We start from the raw sequence: 26,477 nt of genomic DNA on the forward strand, positions 1-26,477 counted from the left end.
CCAAACACACAAAAGCCACCGATTAGGTGGCTTTTTAATGCGAGTTGCTATTAAATCTATAATTAGATTTTAGTTAACCAACCGTGTTTGTCTTCACTTTTACCCCATTGAATATCGTTCAATGCTTGGCGAAGGCGTGCAGTCGTTGGGCCTGGCTCGCCAGTACCTACTTTGTATTCTTTATCGTTATGAATAAACGTCCCCACAGCAGTTAGTACAGCTGCAGTGCCCGAAAGCGCCGCTTCAGTACCTGGTTTAGCAGCACGTTCTAGTAGCTCAGTAACGCTAAAGTTACGCTCGCTTACCGTCATACCTAAATCTTTGGCTATGGTTAAAATACTATTACGCGTTACACCATGTAAAAACGTGCTATCAAGCGCTTTAGTAATAATTTCGTTGCCATCAATTAAAATAAAGTTAGCAGCACCGGTTTCTTGTACGTCGCCACCTGGGCAAAATAAAATTTGATCTGCTTGATACTTAGTTCGTGCAGCACTAATAGGTGCTAAAGCACTGGCGTAGTTACCACCACTTTTTACCATACCCATGTGCGGGGCGCAGCGCATGCCATCTTCTTCGAGCAGTACACGCAGTGCAGTTGCACCACCGGCAAAGTAATCACCTACTGGCGATAGTAACGTGTACAAAAGCGAGCTCATTGATGGCGCTGCTGCTTTACCAATTGCAGCCTCAGTACCAATGTGCGTTGGGCGAATATACATAGAGCCCGGCGGTAATGGCGTTTCATCTGCGTATTCGCGCATAATATCGATAATCATCGTTTTTAGCATATCACTGTCAAAACTCGGTAAGCTTAATAGCGCTGAGCTTTGTTGCATGCGTGCAATATTTGCATCCATTCTAAAAAGATAAACAGAACCATCTTCGTGGCGAAAGGCTTTTAAGCCTTCAAAACATGTACTTGAATAATGAAGAACGTGCGCACCAGCATGAAGTTCAAGTTTATCGGAAGGGACAATTGAGCTCTCGCTCCATTTATTATCAGAAAAACGAGCTTGAATCATCTGCGGCATAAACACGGTACCAAATGCGGCCATTTTAATCTCTCTTGTGTGGTCTATTTTCCTCCATTGTATGACAATCACCCGCCATTTAACCATAGCTAAAGTAAGGCTTTTTTAACTAACTATAAGAAATTTTTGCAAGTGCTGTTTACTAATCAACCGCATTGGGTGCTATAAACAAAAAAATCGGCTAATGCAGTTGCACTAGCCGATTCTTAAAGGTAAATAATTTACTTGAACGAATACCTAATAATACGTTTTAACACCGAGGTATACTGTTTAAAAAAGCTACCTGTATGGTAATCAATGCCGTGTTTTTTCAAAACGGCTTGTACTTGAGGTGCAACTTCTTGATAGCGCGAAGACGGCATATCAGGAAATAAGTGATGCTCTATTTGGCAGCTCAAATGCCCCGTTAAAACATGAAACCAATGCGACCCTTTAATATTAGACGAGCCCAGTACTTGGCGATAATACCACTGCCCTTGCGTTTCGTTTACGCAGTCTTCTTGCTTAAAAGTTTGCGTTTCTTCAGTAAAGTGTCCACAAAATATTATGGTCGACGTCCATAAATTACGGATTAAGTTTGCTACTAAATTACCCGCCAATACCCATAAAAATAAAGGCCCTGCAAGTAACGGAAATATCACATAATCTTTAATTAACTGGCGAGCGCCTTTACTAAAAAAGCGATGCTTTAATGTAGAGTGTGAAACAAGCCCTTCGCGGTTTTCTTTCTTTTTACCAATAAAAACACGCTCTGCAGCCAACTCGTGATATGACACGCCCCACTGAAATAACACACTTAAATTAATATACGTAATAAACTGCCATACATTTTTTAAACGCCACTTAAAATCGTCGCTCAGGCGTAATAATCCATAGCCAAAGTCTCTGTCTTTACCAATAATATTAGTATAAGTATGGTGCTCAAAATTATGAATACGGTGCCAACTTTGCCCATCGCACGCTATGTCCCACTCATAATGTTGTGAGTTAAGTTGCTTGTCGTTCATCCAATCGTATTGACCATGCATTACATTGTGGCCAATTTCCATATTGTCTAAAATTTTAGCAAGCGCTAATAGCAGCACGCCTGCAACCCACAATAATGGCTGAATAAAACCAAGCATTAACAAAATTCGCCCGCTCCATTCACACACTCGCTGTTTGCGCACAACAGAGCGAATATAGTCAGCATCTTGTTGGCCAACTTTGCCAAGGGTGTCCATTTTAATGGCATCTAGCTCGCTTGCGAGCATGTCATAGTTAATGTTTTTCATAATTGTAACTCCAAATCACTAACAGGTTGGCTTACGCAAAGTTGGATTAACTGCTCGCCATTGTCACTCAATTCACCTGTTTTTAAATTACGTACCACGCCTGACTTTTTAATACATTGGCATTGATGGCAAATACCAATACCGCAACCGCGTTTAACGGGTAGCTTTTTTCTTCAAACTGAGTCAGTAAAACATCGTTGCCAGATACAACATGGGCACTGGCGTTAATTTTTACATTAAATTGGCTGTCGTCGTTTAAGCTAGGCAGCGCTAAACCAAAGGCTTCTTGGTAGTAATTTAGCTTATGCGTTTTAGCAAAATCGCTCACCGTTTGCATAAATGCTGCAGGGCCACAGCAGTAAATGTCTGGGTTTTCCCACGGCTTAATATTGCTGGTTATATCGCTTGATTGCTCGCGCGTTAATAATAAAAACGAAAAATGCTCAAATTGCGCCGCAAACTCACTTAGCTCATCAACACATTGATGCTCAGTGGCTTTTGCGTAATACACCAACGACACTTTTTGCGTAGTTTGGCTTAAGTAATCATCAAGCATAGCCAGCATAGGTGTTATACCCGACCCACCGGCAATAAAAGTGGCTGGCGTGTGTGTGTTTTTAAATACAAAGTCGCCACTTGGCGCAGAAATATTGCACCATAACCCCGCTTTTAATGCACTGCTAAGTAAGCCTGTAAAGCGCCCTTGCGCATTTGTTTTGATTAGTAAACGCACCAAACCTGTATTTTTAAATTGCTGAGCGCTTGAAGCCACGGTAAAAACGCGTGTTAATAATCGCCCATTAATTTCAAGCGTTAAACTTATATGCTGCCCTGATGTATGCGCCTGCCATTGTTTGCTTGGCTTAAGTTGCACACTTAAAAAACCGCCATCAAGCACAGCGGTACTAACTACTTGCGCTCTAAACTGCCCTGCACGCCACGCAGGTTTAAACACCTGCATTACGGGCTCTATGTAGCCTGCAAAACTTTGATGGTGTAAAAACCATTTTGAAAATTGGTTTAATACTTGAGTCATCATGGTTAAATCTCTATCAAATCTTAATTATTTTGAACTTACACGTGCACGCCCAAACTTCAGCGCACAAGTGTACGCTGAAGTTTTAAGTTTTCAACCCCAATAGAGTAATTATTCAATTTTTTTATTAGCGCTAATTGCTAAAACAATTTCCTGGGAAGAGGTAATTTTAAAATATATAAGTGTGTGTTTTTCATTCAACTCAACGCTTAACAAATTCATTTATGCCATGTTAAGGTTATGTAAGATTGGATTAATTTTGGAAGCCATAATGATAAATTTAAGGTCAAATAACACACTCCCTAAACTAATAAGTGCAAGCTTAGCCGTTGCTATATTTGCTACTAACGCACCCGCGCATGCAAAAAGCGATTACGTAAAAAGCTATAAGCAGCTCGATACTTTATCGCTTAGCGTTAACGCAGTAACAGCGGCAGAAGGAGTGGTTATACCATGGGCTATTGAGCCTTTAGCTAATGGTGATTTATTGATATCTGAGCGCAGTGGAACGTTATTTTTATTACCTAAAAATACCACTACGCTAACTAAGGTCTCAGGGCTGCCCAACATTGACGCTAATGGCCAAGGTGGATTACTTGATTTATCACTACACACCGATAGTAAGCAAAACCAATGACTGTACTTTAGTTACTCAAGTAGTGAGGGCAAAGGAAGCGGAAGTAACACCGCCCTAATGCGCGCCAAGCTAAATAGCGATCATACACAGTTGTCTGATCAGCAATTGCTATACAAAGGCGAGCATAATAGTACCAAAGGCCAACACTACGGCAGCCGTATTGTGTTTGATAATGAAGGTTATGTTTATTTTTCAATTGGCGATCGCGGCTCGCGCGACATAAACCCGCAAGATCTCACTCGCGATGGCGGTAAAATTTATCGCTTACACGAAAATGGTAATATCCCAAGTGATAATCCGTTTGTTGAACAAAAAAATGCAAAACATGCAGCATGGTCTTATGGGCACCGTAATCCACAGGGCATGTGGTTTGATAATCAAAATAATATTTTATGGTCTCACGAACACGGACCACGCGGCGGCGATGAGCTTAATATTATAAAAAAAGGCGGTAACTACGGATGGCCTTTAGTAAGCTATGGCGTTAACTACAGCGGTACCAAGTTTACAGACCTTAAAGAAAAAGACGGCATGCAATCGCCGGTATTACATTGGACCCCTTCAATTGCCCCTTCCGATATGTTGTATGTAACGAGTGATAAATACCCAAAGCTTAAAGGTAAGCTATTACTAGCATCAATGAAATTTGCATTCATTAGCGCACTAGAGCTCTCAAAAGGTAAGGTTGTTAAGCAATATAAAATACTCGATGGAATAGGCAGAGTACGCAGCTTAGCCCAAGGCAGCGATGGTTTTATTTATTTAGGTATTGATGGGCAAGGTATTAAACGCCTGGAGCCAGAAACGTAAACATTAGCACTAGAACCAGAACTAGCACACAGTACGTTAATAATTACACCGTGTTTACTTTGCGCTTTAAAAGCGCAAAGTAAACATTTTCACCAAACAAAGAACTATTAAGCCCATTAATGCGTACACTAATTACATATAATTTAATAAAGTAAGAGAATACTAATGTTTTCATTTTTAAAGCCTGACCCCGTAAAAAAACTGCGTAAAGAATACGACGTAAAACTAGAGCAAGGCATGCAGGCACAAAGAAAAGGCGACATTAAAAGCTTCGCCATGTTAAGTGCAGAAGCCGAAAAAATCTGGAGTGAAATAGAAACTCTAGAGGCTAAAAAAGCCAAATAATACCAATCGTATTAAGTTATTAGACATATATAGCGACGGATAAATAGAGTGATAACAAGGCATAAATTTCGACATGTAGTTGTTCTACATGAGAAATTTATAACGCCGTTAACGCTTTATTTAGCACGCTAGAAAGGCTAAATATTTAAGTCGATTGGTATAAACATCGTGTCTGCCCTGTTTTAAAAGAAGGAAGACGCGTTTAGTAAATAATTTATGACCTCGTTTTTTACAGCTTCCACCATCCACAAATCACCTTTTATAATATGCTTACACAAACAAGTGCACTTAAAGCGGTTACTTACGTTATCGCTGGCGTTTTTTAGTGAATATTAAATGATTTACAATCGGATTTGGTTTTCATTTTAAATACTTAATTGCTGCATTTATATACCGCGCTGGAGCTTTTCCTCATAAGTCTAAAAATGAGGACGTTTTCCTCTTTTTTGCATATTATTAAAAGAACAGCCCGACTTAAAGTTTAATACTCGCAATGTGTTACAGGATTTGTTATTAATATTAAAAATAATTAAGAGGACATACATTGCTCATAAAAAGAGGAAAGTGTCCTCTGATAAAGCTGTTGAACTAAGCCGCTACGCGGAGATCCTATTCTGACCATTTGAGCCACACTTACCTTGGGGTTATCCCATATTTGGAGGTAAGTCATGAATACACTCATTGAACAAGTCAAAACTGAAATAGCCTACCGTGGTTATTCACAAAGTACCTGTAAAAGTTACTGCGAGCATTTACTTAAACTCAGCCATTATTTTAATAAACCACTCGATTTAATTACTGATGATGAGCTGAATATCTTTTTTAAAGATCCCGCCATTCGCAAGCTCTCCAGAGCGAGTCAAAAAATACAAATAAACAGTATTTGGTTTTTGTTTAAGAATATTTTACACCGCCCACTGAACTTAGACATAGCCTTGCCTAAAGCAAAACCTCGGGCACCTACTTATTTATCGCGTGATGATATTCGACGACTTATAGAAAGTTGCACGGATATGCGCTTAAAAACATTGATAGTGGTGTGTTATGGATGTGGTTTGCGTATTGGCGAACTGCTGCGCATTAAAGTGCAAGACATCGATGGACAACGTAAAACTATTTTAATTGAACATGGTAAAGGAGATAAGTCACGCTATGTTGTTGTATCAGATAGTGTGCTAAATCAATTACGTTGCTATTGGAAAATGTATCACCCAACGGGCTGGATGTTTTATTCTCGATGGTTAATGGATAAACCTATGTCACCTTCAAGCTTCAGAAAGGCATTGAAAAAACATGCACAAATGTGTGGTTTAAAGCACTGTAATCCACATGTATTACGCCATGCTTATGCAACACATCAACTTGAGTTAGGGATGCCGCTTCATCAACTTCAACATCAGCTTGGTCACAGTGACATTAGAACCACGCAAAGTTACTTACACTGGTTACCTGAATTAGGGCATGGCGGCATTGATTTACTCGCAAGTTGGGGAAACCAATGAGCGGCTTGCATCTCGCTGATATTTTAAATTCTGGCCTTGGGAATTATCGGCAGCACCACATAATGAGTTATCAGCAGTTACGAGTCTGCCAACACCTTCAATCATGCAGAACAGGTCAGCTCGGTTATCAAGCATGGCAATGTGATAACTGTAGTGAAGTACAACAAATCGGGTGTAGTTGTCGCGACCGTCATTGCCCACGTTGCCAAGGGATGGCTACGGCTAAATGGGTGCAAAGGCAGCAAGAGGATTTATTACCGTGTCGGTATTTCCACCTTGTTTTTACGCTCCCGCATGAGTTAAATATCATTGCGCACTGCAACCCAAACGCGTTATATCAATGTTTATTTAAAGCCGCATGGCAAACGCTGAACAAATTCGCGAAACGAAAGAGGCATGGTCAGTTAGGCATGACAAGCGTACTGCATACATGGGGGCAAAACTTAAGTCAGCATATCCACTTGCATTGTTTGATACCCGCAGGTGCACTTGAAAAAACGCACTGGCATGAAATAGAAAAAGGCTATTTATACCCCGTGAAAGCGTTATCAACAGTCTTTAGAGGTAAAATGCTGGCGGCGTTAAATGAATGCGATAGTTCATTTACGAAGATAAACATGCCAACCAAATGATGTGTTTATAGCAAAGCCTGTTTAACGTACAGTGAAAATTTAGTTAGCTACCTTGCTCGCTATACCCGAAAAGGCGTAATGTCAGAATCGCGATTAGTGTCAGCGACTGAAGAAACAGTGAGCTTTAAATACCGCGATTATGCAGATAACAACCGCGATAAAGTCATGACTCTGAGTTGTGATGAATTTTTACGGCGCTACTTACAACATGTATTGCCCAAAGGGTTTATGCGCATTCGCCACTATGGATTTTTAGCTAATGCGTGTCGCAAGCGAAAGTTAGGGTTAATAAAGGCTCAAGTATCAGCAACCCCATGCAAAGCGGTGAAGCCGAAGGTAGAGCAAGAGCGATTAATACCCCATTGGCCTTGCCAGTCATGCAAGACGGGTACCTTACGATTTATTGGTGTGATGAATTTAGATGAGGCGACAAATAAAATAGCGCGAACGAGTTAGCAGCCTTGCTTGCTGCATCAAATTAATAAGTTAACCTGCTTAATTGCTCAGGCTAATAGCGACTGTGCGAGCGAAAAATATCCTTGCTTAACGGTTAAACATTCGGTTTAATGAATAGATAATAAACGCTGAGCAATGCAGGGAAAGCTTAAATTATAATAGGTAAGCTTATTAAATTAGCTGATTTAGCTAGAGCCTCTAAAAAGCAAATTCCCATAGCATAAACAACGCCAACTCTGACACACCGAGCAGGTAGCGCCTCAGTCCAACAAGCGATTATGCAACACAAACTGCGTGTCGCATAAATACTAAAGTGTTAGAAGTACAAGGAGTTTCAATTGAGCACTGGCTATGTATATATATTAGTAAACCCTTCCTTTCGAGATAACTTAATTAAAATTGGTTTGACTACGCGTACTCCTGAGGTGAGAGCTAAAGAATTATCACGAACGACTGGAATGCCAAATGAATTTGTTGTTGCTTACAAGAAACATGTATTTGATTGTGAAGTGATAGAAAAATTAGTACATATATATTTGGAAAAATATCGTTCAAATGATCGAAGAGAGTTCTTTAATTTACCAACAGAACGCGCAATTAGTGTAATTGAAAGGATTTCTAAATTAGAGAATAGTTTAGAAACGTGGAATGAAAAAACAACTAACCTCGATAAAAAACATATGAAATGGCACATACATTCGGATGAATTTATAGTGTTTTTTCGGTATAACTCGCCTTTTAATCAGGAATTGGATGTTGTAGATTTTTGGCATGCAAAGGATGACGGGGATGAAATTTATCTCATAGGCGATCACAATATGGATAGTCAATCACTAAAATCGAATGGTTTTTTAAGTGATGAAATGAGATTGAACCCTGGGGATTATGTTGTGTGGTGCGGCAAGGATCGTAATTCTGCATTAGAAGAAAAACCTAAGATTAATTACTCAATAGTTAAAATAACCCAGCATTCATATGTGTCTGGCTTTTGTGCCATCCCCCGAACAACTAAAGAAGGCTTCCCTATACAACTATCTACTCTGGGATCTGGCGCTAGCATCGAATATTCCCGTTTTGCATACCAAAAGGCTAAGAGTCTAGGAGTACCAAGGGTCTGGGGAGAACAGTACTGCTAATCGGGTAGCCGGAGGTCTCTAACCTCCAGCCCCCACACCACCCATCATGCGGGTCCGCAATGGGCGGTTCATCTCCCGTAATGAATATTGATCCAAATATCTCTCAATGACACTAAACCTTGTGACGCTAAGTAATCATTGCCTAGCGCAATGTTAATTCCTTTTGTTTTTGAGCTTCGACAAGGGCCTTTACTGGTGATACCACAGGCTATGGCGAGTCGTTCGCTAACACCTAATTTCATTAAACTGCGTACTTTGGTACGAGGTTTTCGCCACTGCCGCCAGTAGCACATTCTTATCCTACGGCGGATCCAATGATCTAAATCCACCGTTAGCTGATAAGCGTTGGCTATTAGGTAATAGTGTCCCCAGCCACGTAAATACTGCGTGAGTTTATGAATTTGTAGGGTCATTGAGATCCCCCAGTTGCGGTTAGTGAGTTCTCTTACATTTGCTTTAAATTTCTTTAGCGCCTGTTCGTGGATCTGCACTTGAGCGTAACGGAAGGTAAACCCAAGAAATTTCGAGCCTGATACGGGACCGACTCGACTTTTCGATTCATTCACTTTGAGTTTTAATCGGTTAGTGATAAACGCAGTAATGTCCCGTTGGATTATGAGCCCTTCACTTTTCGTTTTTACTAAAATGATTATGTCATCAGCATAACGTGCAAACTTAAGGTGTTTGTAGGTTAGCTTCTTATCTAATTCATCGAGTAAAATGTTGGAAAGCAAAGGGGATAATGGCCCACCTTGAGGGACTCCTTTGGTTGACTCAAACCACAGACCTGTTTCGCGTTCTGCTACCCCTGCTCGGAGGTATTTACCGAGTAGGCGCATGAGTGCTTTGTCTTTGATTTTACGAGCAACACGATTCATCAGCATGTCATGGTTTACTTCATCAAAGAACTTAGACAAGTCAATATCAACTGCTGTTTTATAACCTTGTTTAACACAAGATTGAACATGATTTACTGCTTGGCTGGCTCTTTTATGAGGGCGATAACCATAACTATGTGGTGAAAATAGAGGCTCAAAGTAAGGGCTAATCACTTGAGCAATAGCTTGTTGGATCACTCTGTCGATAACAGAGGGGATCCCAAGCATTCGCTCACCGCCATCGGGTTTGGGTATTATCACGCGTTTGACTGGCAAGGGTTGATAAGTGCCGTTAAGTAATTGGTGTTTAATACCCAGCCAATGTAACTTAGCGAAGTGATTAAATTCTTCAATACTCATATTATCAATACCCGCAGCCCCTTTATTTCGCTTAACATGTTGCCATGCCGTGCCAATATTGTGGTTGCTCAGTACACTTGCCATCAGGTCATGATTTGTTTGGTTATATTCATTTGAGGTATTATTCACAGCAGAACGCTGTTCATCACTATCACAACACGGTGATCTATGTGAATTCAAGTTCAATTGTAGTATCTCCTCTGGTTAAGATGTTCAGGCCTTCACCATGTCTTATCCATTACGATAAGTGTTGGGCTACTATGCCGTCTGCTGACTTCTGATAAATCACTCTAGCGATTACTCGATAAAGCGCGTCTAAACTAACGCTTGTTTACTGCTATTTCGCTCGCTGTAGGTCGCAGCAACCAAAGCGCCAAGGGTTGAAAAACCAGTCCCTAACTGGTAATGTCCAAGCGTTAGCGCGGATGCGTGTTTATCAGATCTCCCCGAATAAGGTGCATCGACTTTCTCTGCACAACTGCATCATTTACGGTGGCCGTTAGATCACATGACTTCGCTATCTTGTGCTAGCTCGTCTCCAGCCTACGCCTCATATGATGTTTTTGTTCATCAGCTCGCAGATTTGCTAGCGGCTTCCTCTAGACTATCTCTCACGATTTAGCCCTTGCCATTTGCGAGTGTCTATCGTTTAATAACAGTATGTTATTTAAACGGTGATCTTCCTACAGAGGACTTTCACCTCATAAGTCAATGCCCATGTCGGGCGTACACAAGGGTTTTCAAGTCGGACAAATTACAGTTGGCTTTTTGTTCGTGCCTCACTTATTTTAGCCAACTGCAATTTGCCGCTTAAAACGGCGTTGGTATGACTTATATGGACGCTCCCTTGAAGTCAAGACGAGCCGATGTATAAACATCTAAGTTGGTGCTTTTATTCATTATCATGTATTCCATTTCGCAGTAATGATGCGTCACAAGCTTGCTAAAAAGCAAAGGTACTGACATATATTCGAGCTATGGTGTCATGATTATCATGCGCCATGCTCCTAATGAGCTTCGTACCAAGGGACCTAAAAAATATTCACCCAAACGAGATTGAATCTCGTGTCTTTATCTGGTTAACCTTGGTTAGCGTGCGCTTTTTATTTCATTATAAGTGAAGTACATACAGGATAAGCGTATGTTACGACTTAAGTGCCCAAACACCCACTCAGGTTTTAAAACCTATGTCATAATCAGGCTGTCTTAAGTCGTAAACTCGGGTGTGATTGGCGTGTAAAATACGCATAATTAAGCATCCTTGCGTGTATTTTGCACATACTGAGGTGAATAGAGGGTTTGCTTGGTCAGCAATACCCACATCAGTCGCGCCAATCTGTGCGCGGTGGCAACCACCACACAATTAAAGTGTTTTTTCTCGCGTAATTGATTTACCCATTGGCTTAGCGCATCTGTCTTATGGTGACTTCTGGCGATAATGGCGCGAGCACCGTGAATAAGTTGTTTTCGTAAGTAACTGTTACCGCGCTTAGTAATGCCTGACATTTTACTTTTATCGCCTGACGCGTATTGTTTAGGTGTTAATCCTAGCCACACCCCGAGTTCTTTTGCATTCTTAAATGCCTGACCGTTCCCGATTGATGCCGCATAGGCTGAGGCATTGAGTACACCTACGCCAGGAATGGAGTGAAGTATTTTAGCGTTTGTATCCCGTTCAACGTGTGCAGTAAGCATCGCTTCAATGGCTTTAATGCGTTTAACAAGGGTTTTGTACTCAGTGTAAATATCACTCACCATTGTGCGCAGTATTGGGCGAAGCTCAGAATCACTTTCTAACGCAATGAGGCCTTGCTCAAATACCTTCATACCGACAGGAAATACATACCCAAAATCGACCAATAAACCGCGTAACTGGTTGGTTGCAGCAATCCTGTTTTGCAGAAGCCGCTCGCGTATTTTATGAAGCGTGAGTATTTCTTGCTGAGCTTCGGTTTTAATAGGAACGAATTTAATATTAGGGCGTAAGCTTGCTTCGTAGATAGCAAGGGCATCGTTACTATCGTTTTTATTACCGCGAACAAAAGGAGTAACGTGTTGTGCTGGAATAAGGTCAACGGTATGACCGTAAGACGTAAATACTCTCCCCCAATAGTGGGAAGAATAGCAGGCTTCCATCACGACGCGGCACGGTGGTGTATTTGCAATGAAGGCGTTGAGTTTAGGTCTGTTTAAGCGTTTATTGCATTCTCTTTTATGGTTAGAATTAAAGCCAGCGACTTGGAATACATTTTTTGCCAAATCAATTGATAATGTGCTAATTTTCATGGTGGACGTTCCCTTTAACTGAATGTGAGTTATAACCAGTTTGGCGCATTGACGCCGTTTTGGGGAGCGTCCATCTCATCACCCACTGTCAAGTTAAACGCACTGATCCCTGCCTAACTTTTTTAAGCCATAATTACTTTAGCTCGAATTAGAGCGAGTTAATACATAGGATGAAGCAAGTAATGTCGTCGGTTATCTTGCTGATATTCGTTGGTTATTACTATTTCTAGTAACAGAGCAGACCTTACTTATTGCGTCCTGTGGCGGTCACCGATGGCACCTGTTTTCAGTCTATGTTCGTGGTTCAATGAAGCGTTAGCTACATTGCCATCCTAACGCCGTCGGTGGTTGTGCCACTCCCGATGCTTGATCCTATGCATTAACTCTAATTCGTTTATCATGCAGGTACTCTTGCCAATCTAAGTTTTGTATTTACTGGCGTTAGCACCACTTCTTTTGCAATTGCCCATATGTATGCAATCATTTCTCGAGCAATGGCGGTGACAACCAGGTTGTAATGTTTCCCTTTGGCTATCATTTTTTTATAGCGCTTGCAGAGCCTAAGTTGTGCTTTCCACGCAATATCAATAATGTCCTTTGGTAAACCCTCTTGTCGTTTTTGCATATCTGTCGATATATTTGCCGCATACCGATAAGTGTGTGCGCCTTCAACGAGAAGGCGCCTCGCTCGGCCGTTTCCGCATTTTGTGATGGCGCCAATATGGCGTTTGCCACCACTCGAGTGCTCACTAGGTACAAGACCAAGATAACTCATTAATTTGCGGGGGTGGTCGAAGCGCGATAAATCGCCAAGCTCAGCAACAACGCCGGTGGCGACCAACAAACGAACGCCACGCATAGCTTGTATTGCTTTTACTACAGGATAATAACGCCACTGGTGAACATGGTGTGTTAGTTCATTGTCTAGCCGTTCAAGTCGGCTTATTCGTTCATTAATTGTGTGTAAAAACTCTTGTAAGACGATGTGCTGCGCGGGATGTGGCAACACAAGCTCAGTGAGCCAACGTAAATGTTTTTGTGACCAATTTGCAGTGCCTCTGTAATTAATATTATTGCGAAGCAGCAGTGCCTTTAATTGATATTTAGCATCTTTTAAATCCTTCATTGCCACTTCGCGTGCGCGAGATAAATCACGTACGGCTTCATCTTCAGGCTCGGGAACATAAATAGGTGTTAAATCTTCAGATTTAAGTAATTTAGCGAGCTTAAGGGCATCACGTTTATCGGTTTTAATCTTCTCACCTGGCTTTTTGGGAATAAGAGAGGGTGCAACCACATAACAGCAATGGCCGAGACTGGTAATTAATCTGTAAATCCAATAACCACATGGGCCAGCTTCATAAACAAAATGAAGTGTTGCGCCAGGGTATTTGGATTCAAACTGACGAACAAGCTTTTGAACAGCCACTTTGGAAGACGAAACTCGGCCAAGATGAACGGGTTTCGCACCTCTATGTTCTTCAATATAGGCGACTTCATTGAATTCTTTATGTGTATCAAGACCGATAAAAAGTATGCTATGTTTATTCATGTTAGCCTCTGCTGTTTAGTTAATTGACAAACTAATTATGGCTCTGGCTTTGAATTAAGCTAACCCACGAAAAGCGGAGGCTAACACCGTGTGGGAGTCATTATGTCTATAAGCTTAGATGAACATTTAACTAGAGGTAGTATGACTAAGGAAGTTCAAGATCAACTTATTGGAGCTAGAAATTTATTTTTTGGTTTCTTAAAGGGTATTGATAGTCAGTTCAATATTAAACTTCCTGACTATGTGTATCATTATACCTCAGTTGAAAACTTCTATTCGATGGTTGAGTCAGATACCATTCGTATGTTCACAATTAGTAACTTTGAAGACAGACTGGAACGTAAGCTTCCGTTAGATATTGAAAATCAGGTTAAAGCTCATATAACTAACAACGACACTTTTGAAAAACATGACTTTGCTGGCATGCTAAATACTGCATTGTCTGATGATCATGTTTTTATTCAATCAAACACACCGACGAGTCAAAACTCTTATTTGTGGGAAAATTACGGTAACAAAGGGCAAGGAATTTGCCTTCGTATTTCAACTGCCAAATACATTGCATTTCTCGAAGAAACAATTGATGACTTTGATTTACTCCCAGATTATTTTAAATGTTGTTTTGTATCATACGACAATGCATGGCTTAACCAATTTTTGGAGATGCTACTTCCAGTTGTAAAGGCTGTAGATTCAAAGTTAAATAATGCTGCGCTTTTAATTTGGTTTTTCTTTCTTGAATATTGGAAAAACTTCACAAAATTACCTGAACCATACGAGAAAGAAAAAGAGTTTAGGTTTGTAGTTTCTGACAATTATTCACTATTTTTATTTTTGTGCAGTCAATTAGCTAAATGGGGGCTATTTTCCGCCGAAGATTCAACAGCGATATCTGATGCTTTTCTCACTGAATATACAGACCGTAAAAATAAATTGCGTCAGGCTTTAGGGTATACACAAACGAAGCAGTCAAGCTTTGTAACTATACCTTTTTCACGAGTAGTCGACTCTGTATTAATTGGGCCAAATTCTAAAATTACAAAAACAGAAATTTCTAAGGGCACTAACTATAAGGTCAAAAAAAGTCAGGTCGAGCGCATCTTAGGCCGCTTATAACAACACGCCCTGAGGTGGACAGCAAGCGCTAAAGCTCACTTTCCACCGCAAATTTTAACAGCGGTGATCCCTTACTTTTCAATGCCGTTAAGTAAGTTGATTCATCGTAGGGCGTATGTGTTTTCCAGCACCTAAATAGGATTCTTATCCACTTAAATGCCAATGATCTGATGATGGTATTATGAGGTTTTCCTTTGGCTCCTTGCTGCCGATAATATGCTTTAGCCCAAAATGAATAACGCACAGATAATCCAGCCCATTCCACAAATGTTTGCCTTAAAAATTTAGTGCACGAGTATCGCCAGTGTATCCATTCCTTTTTGCCACTGCGTTCGGTTACTGGAGCAATGCCTGCGTATTTTTGTATGTCAGCGGCGCACTTATAGCGGTCACGATTTGACCCCATAGCGGCTAATAATCGAGGTGCTAATTGTGGGCCTGCACCTGGTAAACTATCAAAAATAGCGCGATCTTTATGTTGCTTATAAAGCGTTTTAATTTCGTCATCAAATCGTGTTATTGCCAGCATGAGCTGTTTTAGTTGAGGAACGAGGCATTCAATAAGCAATAAGTTTGGCGTGATCACCGCCATATCATCGGTAAGAATTTCAGCATCCTTTATTTCTTTTATCCGCTTTTCATTAACGAGTGGGTAGCGGGAATTATGTTGATTAAAGAAGTCGAGTAGTGTTTGTTTTCTCGCTTTTTTAGCGTGAGTAAGAGAGGGCCAACGCAGTAAGAAGTCACAGAATATTTGAGTGTCTTTTTCTTTAAACCAATCAATCACGTGGGGATAATAATTTTTTAGCGTTGTGGCTATTTTATTGGTTAAATTAACACGATCTTGTACTAGTTTACGTCTGTATTCGACAAGCTGCGCAAGACACCTAACGTCCTCTGAATCAGGTCTGATAACTGTTAATTTATCCATATGAAGTTGTAAAATTTCAACTTGAATAATCGCATCAGTAGGATCATCTTTAGCTCCGCTGTGCGTAAATGCTGCACGGTATTTAGCAACACTTGATGGGTTAATCACAAATAATACAATGTGCTTAAATTTACTGAGTGCATATATAAGTGGGCCTTTTTTTAGCTCACACGCGACAGCAACAGATCTGCCGTTGTAGCGTTGTTTTAACTCAAGCGCCCATGCATTAATTGACTTAGGCTCAGAGGAAATCACACTTAAATGTTGTGTATTTGTGTCACGATTTATTTCACAAATATCGTGTTTACGGTCAGCCCAATCGATCCCGATAAGGGCTGCAAAATCTGAGACGTTAAACGGGTATTGTGAAAACTTAAAGCGAAAGCGGCGAGCGAATATCAGTAACTGCGAAAAGCTACTGGCATAAAATTTAAACTACTCAGTAAAACTATTCAGTAATAAATCACAACTGCATCATGCAGTTATTACGATGCCTGTAATTTAGGTTTAAGTGCAGGGCAAAATCATACTTGAGCGTTATTTATCCTAAAATAAGCTGCTCTCTTACCTCATCTGACCAAGCAGCCTGTTTCAACTTACCTTTCATACTGTCTTTTATCGCGCTTAATTTCGCTAAGTTCATCGCAAATCGTCTAAAGGTCGCCATATTCTCGGGGGCATCACCTCGACGAATACGTGAATCGTCTTCTTTAAATGTCATATCTAATACCCAGTGTGCTGAGTTTTCTATTCCCCAATGCTGGCGAATAGACTTGGCTACTTGCTCTGGGTTTATCCCTAGCGAGCTGATGTAATAACTCGTTTCCATTGTATGACTATCACCAACATAACGCTGTCGTACTACCTCGACTATGGAGTTGAAATTGACCCAACCGTGGCGCTGCTCAAGCCAATCTGTCACCAACAGTTGAGTGTAAGTGCGCTGCTCTATTCGACCATGCCCATCATTTACTGTTTCATGGCTATTTTGCTGGATGAGTGATGGCTGCTCTCGTCTGACTTTGTGATAGTAGGCTTGAATTTCTTTGTTCAATTTTCCTTGGTTATTCTTCACTTGCAGCAAATAGTCTCCGTCTTTCTTGCTGACGGCTTTCGTCACTTTCTTTAAACAATGCATCGCGTCTGCTGTGATGATATTGCCTTTAAGCTCAAGTAATTCAATAAGTGCCATCACTGTTGATACTTCATTCTTCTTACTTTTTGATTTGCATTGTGCTAGTACTAGGCCCTGTTCAACTGCATAAGCTGAAACACTGTGAATAGCTGTTTTTTATCACCATCATAAGAATGGCGAAGTGTTTTACCGTCAAAGGCAATGACGCTTTGATTATTCGCATCTCTAAGCTCATTAACCCAAGAAACAAAACAAGCTAATAAAGCTTCAGGGGCCAGTGAGCTAATGATACGAGCAATCGTATCATCGACAGGAATACCATTTTCAAATGAACGAAACTTACGTAACCAAGTCAGTTTACTGTCACCGAATTGCTTAATATCCTTCCACCCTTCAGCACCTGAAATAATCGCAGTGACTGTAAGGAATATAACATCCAGCAATTCATGTTTTTTGTTGATGTGTGAACGAGTATCTTGAATGTCGTTGAAATGGTTGATGAATGACATGTTAATCGCCTTTGAGAAAAAGGCGATTTGATCACAGATTCGAAGTAATAATCAAGTTAAGTATGATCTTGCCCTGGGTTTAAGTGTGATAATGAGTTATTTTATGGATAAAAAGTAAGTAACCGAGTAATAAAAGATAAATTCTTAACCTAAAAAGTGAGCCTAGCCTAGATTGACTTTATTTTTTCGGAGTGGCTGTCTAGTTTAATCTTTCAGTAATCGATTGAATCAAAATAGGAACTCAGCTATGGTTTGTTTATAAATAAAAATAAATAAGAAAACGAGTTAATCTACAAGCTCGTTGGGGTTACTCAAATATGCTATTCCAGATAGGAATTATCATTTGCGCTTTAGTTGTAGGATTTATTGAGACTTATTTTTACATGGGCTTCGCTGCACGATTAGCTAGAGACAATAAGGAAATCGGTATAACAAATTTTCGTTTAACTGAAGCATACGAGGCATTTACAAAAGGAAATTGTTGCACAAAACACATTCTTGAAAATGAGTGGTCAAAGTTTAAATGGTGTCGTAGGTTACGTATCTCACTTTTTATTGTCTTTGTGTTATCAATATTCTTTGTAAATAATTAACCAAGTGTAGCCCTAACCAACTGTTTAAAGTGATTCAATGGAAAATTATCACGATTCTTTTAAAAAGTATGAGTCTGCGCTTTTAGAATGTACAAAGCTGTCTCAAGAGTGTGCTGGAATACCATCACCAACCAGTTCTCATTTTTATGCTTCGCTATTGTTTACGAAGTTATGTAATTGCGCTCACTCCATTGGTCGCTAGGCTCCAAAACCCCACCGGATTGGTAAGGTTGCTCACTGGGATTATAGTTCTGTTGCATCTTTAATTAGAGATCTTATTGAGTGTTATCTTACTTTTTATTACCTGTGTAGTGATAAGTGCTCAAGTGAAGAGTGGAATGCTCGTTGGCAATTGATGAATCTACACGATCATCTATCAAGGGTTAAAATGTTCAATGCGTTAGGCATGGACTACGAGGAAAAGGAAAAAAACATATTATAGTGACACCCATCCTAAATTTTGTTGTTCATAATATAGAAAAGCTGCAAAACACAATGCATTGATGAGGGAAGGCCTTTTAACCTCAATAAAGCCACTCAACCCCCGTAATCTCTTCAAAAACGTCAATTAAAACAATACCAAACCAGCTATTTATATTCTGCGTAAAAACACAGTAATTAATTGAACCAAAATAGGAACTCAGCTATGGTCTATTTATCAATAAAAATAAATAAAAAACGAGTTAATCTACAGACTCGTTAGGTATACACATGAGTCTTCTGCCAATGGCTGATGCAGTGTCCGATGAAAAGGACGTGAAGCAAGCTAAAAGGATTATTGCTGAAAAGCAATTAGTTGGTGCTGCCAACAACACAAAATGGAATAAACTCATCTCGGAAATGCGAGAACTACCCAATCCACCTTGCTACCGAACTAAGGTAGTTAATGGTTACATATCAGGTTGGGATAGCGAATGGTATTATCACTTACCGTTCCCACTACTTTGTGTTGAGTGGATTGATATTGAATTAACAGATAATGCCTTATCTCTAGTGAGTAGTATTGGATTCGAGTTCGAAAAAACTGAATCAACAATCAGGATTTGGGGTTACTTTCCAAAGTGTTACGAGAGCTTTGGTGAAAAGTATACCTAACAAGCAAATAAACAGGAACATTGCTCTTCCCCTCGCTTAATAGACCTCACTATTATTTACCTCATACACATTCTCAGGATTTATTTGCAGTCAAGTTAGGATGACACCCATTCTAACTTTTACGTAAATTATCAATAATAGCAGTGAGTTAAGTTTAATTAATGAAAATGAATCACGTAAAAGCTGAACTACATTCACAAGATGAAAGTAGAAATAGATAGCTCGATAGACGACAACAATTTTTATTAAGCAATGCTAAACAACTTGGCTTTACCGAGCCTGCTTACCTTTAAATAAAAAGCGGAACATTACAGTGAATAAAGGCATGACAGTGAATAAAGGCATGAATAAATTGACCTTACGAGGTCAAATGAAAGTGAATGCCCTACTTCACGCTGCGGTAATTGTATTACCTTGTTCATAATATAGAAAAGCTGCAAAACACAATGCATTAAGCAGGGTAAGCCCTTTTAACCTAAATTAAAGCTACTCAACCACCCGTAATCCCGTCCAAAACGTCAATTAAAACAATATCAAACACTTCTTTATATTCTGCGTAAAAACACAGTAATTAATTGAACCAAAATAGAAACTCAGCTATGGTTAATACAATCAATAAAAACAAATAAAAAACGAGTTAATCTACAGGCTCGTTATATATTTAGGAGAGCGAGTGTTTAAATTTATTTTAGGGGCTATTTTAGGCTGCTTTTTCTCCTTTACTTCTCTAGTCATAATGCTAGTTTCCACCATTAATATCGATATGGCTTTGAAAACATATTATAGTGACACCCATCCTAAATTTTGTTGTTCATAATATAGAAAAGCTGCAAAACACGATGCATTGATGAGGGAAGGCCTTTTAACCTCAATAAAGCCACTCAACCCCCGTAATCTCTTCAAAAACGTCAATTAAAACAATACCAAACCAGCTATTTATATTCTGCGTAAAAACACAGTAATTAATTGAACCAAAATAGGAACTCAGCTATGGTCTATTTATCAATAAAAATAAATAAAAAACGAGTTAATCTACAGGCTCGTTAGTTTACAAAAGGAGTTTGGCGGTGTTTGAGAGTATTGCGATCTATTCAGGATTAATAGCAACAATCTGGATTTTTATTGGTATTTATGTAGCAAGTAGATTTTACGCTGGTTACAGTCATTCTAAGCAATTTTGTAGTGAGTTAGGTGCAACTGGCAGTCCGACTGAAAAGTTGTCTCCTTTAATTAATAATTATCCTCTTGGTTTTCTATTTTGCTTTTTCGGTTGGTATCTAGCACAACTTTCAGATGTTTCAGCCTTAGTCAATGCTGCGGGTTGGTTGGTTATAGCTCATGGTGTTGGTACATGGGTTGCTGGTTACTTCCCAATGGACGCCGATCCATTTACTAAAAATCCAACTTTTAATTGTAAGGTGCATTCTTGGGCAGGTTTTATCATGTTACTTTCATTAGTTGTAGCACCAATATTAATTGCTATAAGTCCAACAACTGAAATTATCCCATTATATTTCCGTATTTTTTCATTGGTTTCTGTTGTTGCCGCTGTTTATTATCTTTTCGCAATGGCTAAAGCTGTAAAATCTCAAAGCAATCCTGGTATCCATCAGCGTATTTCATATGGTTTTCAATTACTTTGGCTAACTGCTTTTTCACTAGTATTGGCGTAATTGTAAACTAACAAGGTTCTTCGAGAAAATTAGCAAGATACCCATCCTAAATTTTAAAAGAAGGAAAACGCGTTTAGTAAATAGTTCATGACCTCGCTTTACAGCTTCCACCATCCCTAAACCACCTTTTATAATATGCTTACACAAACAAGTGTGCTAAAAGCGGTTACTTGCATTATCGCCACCGTTTTTTAGTGACTATTAAATGATTTGAAATCGGATTTGGTTTTCATTTTAAATATTTAATTGCTGCATTTATGTACCGCGCTGGCGTTTTTCCTCCTAAGTCAAAAAATGAGGACGTTTTCCTCTTTTCTGCATATTATTAAAAGAACAGCCCAACTTAAAGTTTAATACTCGCAATGTGTTACAGGATTTGTTATTACTATTAAAAATAATTAAGAGGACATACGCTGCTCACAAACAGAGGAAAGTGTCCTCTGGTAAAGCTGTTAGTTTTCAGGGATAGGTATGGAGCCAAATCATAGACAAGTAAACGCATTTCATAAATTTTTAGAGGTGCTTCCTCATTGAAAGGAACTCGATCTGGTTATTTTAAAAGCTCACCTTTTAATCGAAGAACAAATTAACCTTGTTATTGATAATAATGTACAAAATCCAAAGGCTTTAAAGGCTACTAAGCTTACTTGCTTTCAAAAAATATTATTGGCTCAAGCATTACTTCCAATAGAAATAGATAAGCGTTTTTGGGTTGCAGCAGAAAAATTGAATAATATTCGAAATCTAATCGCACATAATATTTCTAATAAGGGACTTAATCATAAAATAGATGATTTTATTGCTTCGGTACCTACTGACTGGCCCGGATCTAATGATCAAGAAACATTTGAATTATCTATATGGTTTTTGTTTGTGCATATTTCAAGCTTTGTTGAGAAGCAACTAGAACCATCTATGGCTTTTTATATGCCTGAAGTGATATCTGAAAACTAACAAGAACATTAGACGGAATTTGCTCTTCGCCCCCGTTTATTACGTCTCACGATTGTTTTGATCATACACATTCTCAGGATTTATTTGCATTAGTAGTGCGGGGTTGTCTATCGGTTTAAACCCGTATTGTGCATAAAGACCATGCGCATCAGAAGTCGCTAATAAAAAGCGCCTGAGCCCTTGTAGCTCAGGGTGCTCTACTATCGTTTTAATAAGTAACTTACTCAGCCCATTACCTTGCAAGTGCGGGGCAATAAATACATCGGCTAAATAGGCAAAGGTTGCTTTATCGGTCACTACTCGGGCAAAGCCAACTTGTTCGTTATGAGCGTTGTAAACACCAAAGCACATTGAGTTATCAATAGCCGATTGCATCACGCTTTTAGGAATGCCTTTGGCCCAATAGCTATTAGCAATAAAGTTATAAATAACGTTAAAGTTAAGTTTGCTTTTGTCTGTGCTAATTGAGTAATCACTAGTGTTTGCGGTCATACGTTAGTAGTCTTTTTTACCAATGCTTTTATAAGCGTTTATATAACTTTTTCTATAAATAATCTTTAACGTTTTTTAGCTGTTTGTCGTGTACTTTTGAAAGTACTAACAATGAGCAAATAGCCCCAAATAACGCCAGTCCCATATCTGATTGGGTATCCCACACGTAACCTTGCGTGCCTAAAAACGCTTCTGCGTTTTCGCCGCTTAACACTGCAACCCACCACTCTATTAATTCGTAAAAGGCGCTAAATGCTAAACATACCGAAATAACAAAGGTGATTAACCAGCCTCGACCATTTACTACTTTTTTGCGCAGTAAAATTTCGCGTGCTAGTAGTGCAGGTACAAACCCTTGAAAAAAGTGCCCTACTTTGTCGTAGTTATTACGCTCGATACCAAATAGGTTATCGAAAAAAGGGACTTCGGCGTAGGTGTAATGCCCGCCAATCATCAGCACTATGCAATGCGCTAAAATAAATGTATATAAAATAGGGGTAAGTTTAAAGTGGCTATAGGTACTTGCTAGCAGCACTAAACCAATAATTGCGGGGATAACTTCAAGCAGCCATGTAAATTGATCTTTTGGGTTAATACCAGACCAAATTAATACAATAAAGAACAGGCTCAGCCATAAATACTTCATTTAGAATCCTTTTCTAAATTGATCAAATTTACGGCATTTTACGCCTTTGAAATAAACGACGCTACCTATAGTTTGTTTTTGCTGTAATGCGATTAAACAAAGTAGGAAAAAGCGTTTAATTGTAGGCGCCCAACCACTTAAACCTTTGCCAATAATCACTTCGTCTTTTTTATTACTAATGGCACGAATCATTTTTGAAGCCGCTACGCTTACATCCATGCCATTTTCTATCGACTCTTCTGGTTTATTTTGCGCTATACCTTGCTCGTTTAGTGAGTTATGCGCAATTGCTGTTTTAATAGAGCCTGGGCAAATTGTTAAACAATGAATATTATGTTGTGCAACTTCTGCACGTAGGCAATCCATAAAACCAACCACCGCATATTTAGAACCCGAATAACCTGTTCTAAATTTTGAACCAACTTTACCCGCCACACTACTAATAGACACAATTGAGCCACTGCGCCTTGCCACCATAGAAGGCAATATAGCTTTAGTAAGTGCAATTAAGCCAAAGTAATTAACCTCCATTAATTGGCGGTACACGTTAAAGTCGTTTTCTAAAAATAAACTGCGCTGCGATACGCCGCCGTTATTAATTAAAATATCAATTGCAGGAAGCTCGCTCATTTTCGCTGTAATTGTGCTCAGTACATGCTCTGGCTGTCCTAAGTCCAGCGGTATAACTAAGTGCCCTTCGCCTTTAAGCGTTGCTTTTAAATCGTTTAGTTTATCTACATTGCGCGCCGATAAAATAACGCGCGCGCCTAGTTGGGCAAATTGTATAGCAAGCTCTTTACCAATACCTGATGATGCGCCGGTGATCCACACGGTTTTATTATTATATTGCATGCGTTATCTGCCCTTTTATTGTTATTTATTAGGTTTTATAAAGGTACTTAGTAAAGTATTTTACGCCTTTGTAGGGCCTGCTATCGCGTTTACTTCATCTTCTAATGTTTTGTAAAAACCCATTAAAAATAGTAGTTCAACAGTTACGTACAAAGGGCCAATAATTAAACCAATTAGGTCATCTACAAACGCCGGTTTTTTACCTTCGTAATAGTGCCCAATAAACTGCAACACCCAGCCAAATACAAACACACCTACGCCAATACTCAACCAAGGCCAAAACGCCATTGCCGCAATAGGCTGAGCACCAACAAGGAGTAAAGTGAATATCACGGCCATAATAAAGCCAAGCGAAAAGCTCAGCATAAAATAATAAACAACCGACGCTAATACAAAAAGTTGTGCGCCATCAATTACAAAGCTACCAAGGGGTATTTGAATACGCGCTAGTAAACACAACGCTGCAAATACAATGAGCGGAATACCAATAAAGTGCGTTAGTACATTACGCTTAGAACGATGATACAAACCATATTTACCAAGTTGCTGTTGAAGTGTTTTCATTTTATTGCCTTTATTTTATGTGTAAAACTTACTTTAGCAAAAGTAGACACAACAACAATGTCAGGTACCCGACATTGTGTAAATTAAGCAAATGCAGAAATTATTTTACCCGGCTCATGCTCACCTTGCATATCAATTCGCTCGCGCCCTTGTTGATACTCTTGATCGATCATTTTTTGAAGTTCCTCAATTTTATCAGCAATTGCGTCAGGGTCTGCGCCCTCACCTTGTAGCTCTTTAGTGAGTTCTTCTATTGCCGCTTTTAGCTCGTCTATCTTGTCTTTATTTACACCTAAGCGCTGATAAACCAGCGCTTCTTGCGCGCTTTCTAAAAATGTTTGCTCTTGAGGGCCTGAGCTTATGCCTTTAACTTCACTTGTTTTTTCATTAGGGAGGACATTAGTTGCCGTAACTTCGCTCGGGCTTGCCGCTTTAGTTATACTCGATGAGTTATAGTTACTATATTGATTTTTAAAGGTTATTGTTGTCATTAGCTCAAATCCATTGTTGTATTACATTATCTTTAGCAATTTTGGTTCCAACTAAAAATACCCAGCCTATTTAAGCTTGTGCAGCACAGGCCTGTAACTTTTGTTTATCTATAATAGTAATACGTTGATACCCCAAGCTAATAGCTTGTAGGCTAACAAGTTGTTGCAGTATTTGATTAATAGTTTGGCGCGTTAGGTAGGTCATATCAGCAAGTTGCTGCTGAGATAAAACAAGCGGTGTTAAATGCTCTGTGTGTTCACTCAACATTAAAAAGCCGATTACATACTTTTTGCTCAGCGCTTAATAACGCTTGATCTTCCATTGAGGTAAACATTAGGCGTAATTTTTGCGCCAGTAATAAACCAAACTCTTGCCAATATTGTGGTTGTTCATTTAAAAGCTGTTCAAGCGCGCGTTGGGGTACGTAAAAAAGCACAACATCGGTTTGTGCGTACACATCGTGAGTGCGCAGGCCGCCATCAAACAAGGTGACTTCGCCAAACCAAAGTGACGTATCTACAAAACTCAATACGGCTTCTTTGCCTTCGTTACTTACGCCACTAATACGTACCACGCCGCTAAGTACGGCATAAATTCCATCGTGCTTATCACCTCGCAAAAATAATGATTGCTGGGCTTTTAGCGTGAGCGTTTTGCCTTGCGTTAATAAAAAGCTTTTTAAATAAGGGCTGCGGTTTTTAAACCAGTGTCCTTGTTCAATCACCTTTTGCTGTTGTGGAGTCATTATTTACTGCATTTTCTTATTAAAAGGTCGCCTTTCACTGACCAGCTTTTTTGGTAAATTTAAATCAGTTGCTATAACAAAGTCATCATAAGGATCGTTACCTGAAAAAAGCTCAGTTATTAGCGTTTTATTTTTATAAACATTAACGGTTACACCACTGCCCATGCCGCCTGAGTTAATAATATAATAATGATACTCGCCATTACTAAAAAATAAAATACTCTCGCCAATACGCCCTACTTGCCTGTAGTAACTACCAAATGGTGCACTTGGTGTAGCTTCTTTTTCAAGCCCTATGTCATTAATTCGACCAAATCGATAGCTCAATGATGAGTCGTCTTTAGCAACACAAATAGAAAGTACGTTATCAGTAGGCTCAAGTTTATAAGCAATATCTTCACTTGGATTACGCAGCACTTTTTGCATCTTAGCGTTTATATAAGCGGTTTCATTCATTTTACAATGTGTTGCAACTAGCCCTAGTACTAACACTGGATCCTCAACGTTAGTAAATTGTTCTTGTTGTTTTGAATCTGAAGATGGTTTTACTAAATCCTCTAAATGGGCTTTTTTCTGCGAAGACGAAATGTGATCATCACACCCAAATAGTACTAATAAGAAAAAAGAATAAAAGCTCGCTAAAAATTTATTGCGCATAAAAAATCCATCTATGAGAGAACCTTTAAAATAGCGATAAAACTAGCGACTCGCAACTCCCTTATGCGTAATACTTTATAAGTTT

The 26,477-nt window shown here is 39.3% G+C and carries 19 protein-coding genes and 6 pseudogenes; 10 read left to right on the forward strand and 15 right to left on the reverse strand.

All coding sequences use genetic code 11. The features are described 5' to 3' along the window. Positions 1-62 precede the first annotated feature (62 nt). The 3 genes and pseudogenes from P4S71_RS19475 to P4S71_RS19485 form a co-directional block, all read right to left on the reverse strand. A complete protein-coding gene (locus tag P4S71_RS19475) occupies positions 63-1,121 on the reverse strand; it encodes a branched-chain amino acid aminotransferase (protein WP_225913198.1) in 1,059 nt (352 codons plus the stop codon). Between the two features lie 134 nt (positions 1,122-1,255). After that, positions 1,256-2,308 carry a fatty acid desaturase family protein gene (locus tag P4S71_RS19480; protein WP_337151335.1) on the reverse strand — a complete coding sequence of 351 codons (1,053 nt, stop codon included), beginning with the start codon at positions 2,306-2,308 and terminating at the stop codon, positions 1,256-1,258. Then, a pseudogene (locus tag P4S71_RS19485) lies at positions 2,305-3,347 on the reverse strand (flavin reductase family protein). Before P4S71_RS19485 ends, P4S71_RS19480 begins: the two are co-directional and overlap by 4 nt. A 268-nt stretch (positions 3,348-3,615) precedes the next feature. Between P4S71_RS19485 and P4S71_RS19490 the strand changes: the two are divergent. From P4S71_RS19490 to P4S71_RS19510, 5 genes and pseudogenes are all read left to right on the forward strand, one after another. Next, a pseudogene (locus P4S71_RS19490) lies at positions 3,616-4,791 on the forward strand (PQQ-dependent sugar dehydrogenase). Between the two features lie 165 nt (positions 4,792-4,956). After that, positions 4,957-5,136 carry a DUF6435 family protein gene (locus P4S71_RS19495; protein ID WP_007375469.1) on the forward strand — a complete coding sequence of 60 codons (180 nt, stop codon included), beginning with the start codon at positions 4,957-4,959 and terminating at the stop codon, positions 5,134-5,136. 668 nt (positions 5,137-5,804) lie between these two features. Then, complete coding sequence (locus P4S71_RS19500) at positions 5,805-6,638, forward strand: tyrosine-type recombinase/integrase (protein ID WP_165723097.1); 834 nt, start codon at positions 5,805-5,807, stop codon at positions 6,636-6,638. Continuing rightward, a pseudogene (locus P4S71_RS19505) lies at positions 6,635-7,726 on the forward strand (IS91 family transposase). The gene P4S71_RS19500 and the pseudogene P4S71_RS19505 overlap by 4 nt, the downstream one beginning before the upstream one ends. Positions 7,727-8,064: 338 nt before the next feature. Further along, positions 8,065-8,862 (forward strand): GIY-YIG nuclease family protein, encoded by a 798-nt coding sequence (locus P4S71_RS19510; RefSeq protein ID WP_337151336.1) that lies wholly within the window; start codon positions 8,065-8,067, stop codon positions 8,860-8,862. A gap of 68 nt (positions 8,863-8,930) precedes the next feature. Here P4S71_RS19510 and ltrA read toward each other — a convergent pair whose 3' ends face one another. The 3 genes from ltrA to P4S71_RS19525 all read right to left on the reverse strand — a co-directional run bounded on the left by ltrA (position 8,931) and on the right by P4S71_RS19525 (position 13,938). Then, positions 8,931-10,286 (reverse strand): group II intron reverse transcriptase/maturase, encoded by a 1,356-nt coding sequence (ltrA, locus tag P4S71_RS19515; RefSeq protein ID WP_337149882.1) that lies wholly within the window; start codon positions 10,284-10,286, stop codon positions 8,931-8,933. A gap of 1,065 nt (positions 10,287-11,351) precedes the next feature. Then, positions 11,352-12,386: an IS110 family transposase gene (locus tag P4S71_RS19520; protein ID WP_337119313.1), complete on the reverse strand. Its 1,035-nt coding sequence runs from the start codon at positions 12,384-12,386 to the stop codon at positions 11,352-11,354. A 397-nt stretch (positions 12,387-12,783) separates the two neighbouring features. Next, the gene (locus P4S71_RS19525; protein WP_033040661.1) at positions 12,784-13,938 is read right to left on the reverse strand and encodes an IS110 family transposase; all 1,155 of its coding nucleotides are present in this window, start codon (positions 13,936-13,938) and stop codon (positions 12,784-12,786) included. 102 nt (positions 13,939-14,040) lie between these two features. Here P4S71_RS19525 and P4S71_RS19530 point away from each other — a divergent pair, with 102 nt between their 5' ends. Then, positions 14,041-15,054, forward strand: coding sequence for a DUF2971 domain-containing protein (locus P4S71_RS19530; RefSeq protein ID WP_337151337.1), 1,014 nt, complete (start codon positions 14,041-14,043; stop codon positions 15,052-15,054). A gap of 28 nt (positions 15,055-15,082) precedes the next feature. Here the strand turns inward: P4S71_RS19530 and P4S71_RS19535 are convergent, their stop codons facing one another. After that, entirely contained in the window at positions 15,083-16,315 is a 1,233-nt protein-coding gene (locus P4S71_RS19535) for an IS110 family transposase (protein ID WP_442961723.1), read from the reverse strand. A 211-nt stretch (positions 16,316-16,526) separates the two neighbouring features. Further along, positions 16,527-17,629: pseudogene (locus P4S71_RS19540) on the reverse strand (ISAs1 family transposase). Between the two features lie 813 nt (positions 17,630-18,442). On the opposite strand from P4S71_RS19540, the gene P4S71_RS23205 reads away from it, so the two are divergent. The 4 genes from P4S71_RS23205 to P4S71_RS19555 all read left to right on the forward strand — a co-directional run bounded on the left by P4S71_RS23205 (position 18,443) and on the right by P4S71_RS19555 (position 21,944). Continuing rightward, the gene (locus P4S71_RS23205; RefSeq protein ID WP_442961724.1) at positions 18,443-18,664 is read left to right on the forward strand and encodes a DUF5677 domain-containing protein; all 222 of its coding nucleotides are present in this window, start codon (positions 18,443-18,445) and stop codon (positions 18,662-18,664) included. 296 nt (positions 18,665-18,960) lie between these two features. Then, positions 18,961-19,317, forward strand: coding sequence for a DUF6678 family protein (locus tag P4S71_RS19545; RefSeq protein WP_337151338.1), 357 nt, complete (start codon positions 18,961-18,963; stop codon positions 19,315-19,317). A 1,067-nt stretch (positions 19,318-20,384) separates the two neighbouring features. Beyond that, entirely contained in the window at positions 20,385-20,990 is a 606-nt protein-coding gene (locus P4S71_RS19550; RefSeq protein ID WP_337151339.1) for a DUF998 domain-containing protein, read from the forward strand. A gap of 666 nt (positions 20,991-21,656) precedes the next feature. Beyond that, positions 21,657-21,944 (forward strand): hypothetical protein, encoded by a 288-nt coding sequence (locus P4S71_RS19555; RefSeq protein ID WP_337151340.1) that lies wholly within the window; start codon positions 21,657-21,659, stop codon positions 21,942-21,944. A gap of 39 nt (positions 21,945-21,983) precedes the next feature. Here P4S71_RS19555 and P4S71_RS19560 read toward each other — a convergent pair whose 3' ends face one another. The 7 genes and pseudogenes from P4S71_RS19560 to P4S71_RS19590 form a co-directional block, all read right to left on the reverse strand. Then, entirely contained in the window at positions 21,984-22,436 is a 453-nt protein-coding gene (locus P4S71_RS19560) for a GNAT family N-acetyltransferase (protein WP_337151341.1), read from the reverse strand. Positions 22,437-22,488: 52 nt separating this feature from the next. Further along, complete coding sequence (locus P4S71_RS19565) at positions 22,489-23,082, reverse strand: DUF2238 domain-containing protein (RefSeq protein ID WP_337151342.1); 594 nt, start codon at positions 23,080-23,082, stop codon at positions 22,489-22,491. Between the two features lie 61 nt (positions 23,083-23,143). After that, positions 23,144-23,934 (reverse strand): annotated as a pseudogene (locus P4S71_RS19570) (SDR family oxidoreductase). Between the two features lie 60 nt (positions 23,935-23,994). Next, positions 23,995-24,498, reverse strand: a complete 504-nt coding sequence (locus P4S71_RS19575; protein ID WP_002961846.1) for an Mpo1 family 2-hydroxy fatty acid dioxygenase — start codon at positions 24,496-24,498, stop codon at positions 23,995-23,997. Between the two features lie 83 nt (positions 24,499-24,581). Continuing rightward, positions 24,582-24,989 carry a hypothetical protein gene (locus tag P4S71_RS19580; RefSeq protein WP_096792900.1) on the reverse strand — a complete coding sequence of 136 codons (408 nt, stop codon included), beginning with the start codon at positions 24,987-24,989 and terminating at the stop codon, positions 24,582-24,584. A 70-nt stretch (positions 24,990-25,059) separates the two neighbouring features. Next, positions 25,060-25,735, reverse strand: a pseudogene (locus P4S71_RS19585) (Crp/Fnr family transcriptional regulator). Positions 25,736-25,738: 3 nt separating this feature from the next. Further along, positions 25,739-26,392: a hypothetical protein gene (locus P4S71_RS19590; RefSeq protein ID WP_096792898.1), complete on the reverse strand. Its 654-nt coding sequence runs from the start codon at positions 26,390-26,392 to the stop codon at positions 25,739-25,741. Between the last annotated feature and the right edge of the window lie 85 nt (positions 26,393-26,477).

Origin of the sequence: Pseudoalteromonas sp. B62 (assembly GCF_037162565.1) — a bacterium.
Lineage (GTDB): Bacteria > Pseudomonadota > Gammaproteobacteria > Enterobacterales > Alteromonadaceae > Pseudoalteromonas > Pseudoalteromonas fuliginea.

What these genes read in the sequence shown, in the direction of transcription:
- P4S71_RS19560 (WP_337151341.1), bottom strand. Translation starts at nt 22,436, where the DNA reads ATGACCGCAAACACTAGTGATTACTCAATTAGCACAGACAAAAGCAAA.
- P4S71_RS19495 (WP_007375469.1), top strand. Translation starts at nt 4,957, where the DNA reads ATGTTTTCATTTTTAAAGCCTGACCCCGTAAAAAAACTGCGTAAAGAA.
- P4S71_RS19525 (WP_033040661.1), bottom strand. Translation starts at nt 13,938, where the DNA reads ATGAATAAACATAGCATACTTTTTATCGGTCTTGATACACATAAAGAA.
- P4S71_RS19480 (WP_337151335.1), bottom strand. Translation starts at nt 2,308, where the DNA reads ATGAAAAACATTAACTATGACATGCTCGCAAGCGAGCTAGATGCCATT.
- P4S71_RS19565 (WP_337151342.1), bottom strand. Translation starts at nt 23,082, where the DNA reads ATGAAGTATTTATGGCTGAGCCTGTTCTTTATTGTATTAATTTGGTCT.
- P4S71_RS19520 (WP_337119313.1), bottom strand. Translation starts at nt 12,386, where the DNA reads ATGAAAATTAGCACATTATCAATTGATTTGGCAAAAAATGTATTCCAA.
- P4S71_RS19500 (WP_165723097.1), top strand. Translation starts at nt 5,805, where the DNA reads ATGAATACACTCATTGAACAAGTCAAAACTGAAATAGCCTACCGTGGT.
- P4S71_RS19530 (WP_337151337.1), top strand. Translation starts at nt 14,041, where the DNA reads ATGTCTATAAGCTTAGATGAACATTTAACTAGAGGTAGTATGACTAAG.
- P4S71_RS19580 (WP_096792900.1), bottom strand. Translation starts at nt 24,989, where the DNA reads ATGACAACAATAACCTTTAAAAATCAATATAGTAACTATAACTCATCG.
- P4S71_RS19575 (WP_002961846.1), bottom strand. Translation starts at nt 24,498, where the DNA reads ATGAAAACACTTCAACAGCAACTTGGTAAATATGGTTTGTATCATCGT.
- P4S71_RS19590 (WP_096792898.1), bottom strand. Translation starts at nt 26,392, where the DNA reads ATGCGCAATAAATTTTTAGCGAGCTTTTATTCTTTTTTCTTATTAGTA.
- P4S71_RS19475 (WP_225913198.1), bottom strand. Translation starts at nt 1,121, where the DNA reads ATGGTTAAATGGCGGGTGATTGTCATACAATGGAGGAAAATAGACCAC.